General features: G+C 70.8%; 1 pseudogene. It reads left to right on the plus strand.

The features are described from left to right. A pseudogene (locus BIU91_RS00035) lies at positions 1–384 on the plus strand (bifunctional riboflavin kinase/FAD synthetase); the annotation flags it as partial.

The following is a 384-nucleotide window of genomic DNA, read 5'->3' on the forward strand; positions in this document are numbered from 1 at the left end:
CTCGAGCGTGCCGCCCGCGAGCACGACCTCGTGGCCACCGTGGTCACGTTCGACCGCCACCCGCTCAACGTCATCGACCCGCCGCACGTCCCGCCGGCCCTGACCAGCACCGCGCAGCGCCGCGAACTGCTCGAGGAGGCCGGGGTCGACGCCACCCTGCTGCTCCGGTTCGACCAGGAACTGCAGTCGAAGTCGCCCGAGGCGTTCGTGTCCGAGATCCTCGTCGACACCCTGCACGCCCGGCTCGTCTTCGTCGGCAGCGACTTCCGCTTCGGTGCGAAGGGCGCCGGTGACGTCGCGCTGCTGCGCACCCTGGGGGAGCAGCACGGCTTCACCGTCGAGCTCATCGACGACGTGGACCTCATCGACGACGTCCGACCCGAC

Source organism: Curtobacterium sp. MMLR14_002 (genome assembly GCF_001864975.1).
Classification (GTDB): domain Bacteria; phylum Actinomycetota; class Actinomycetes; order Actinomycetales; family Microbacteriaceae; genus Curtobacterium; species Curtobacterium flaccumfaciens.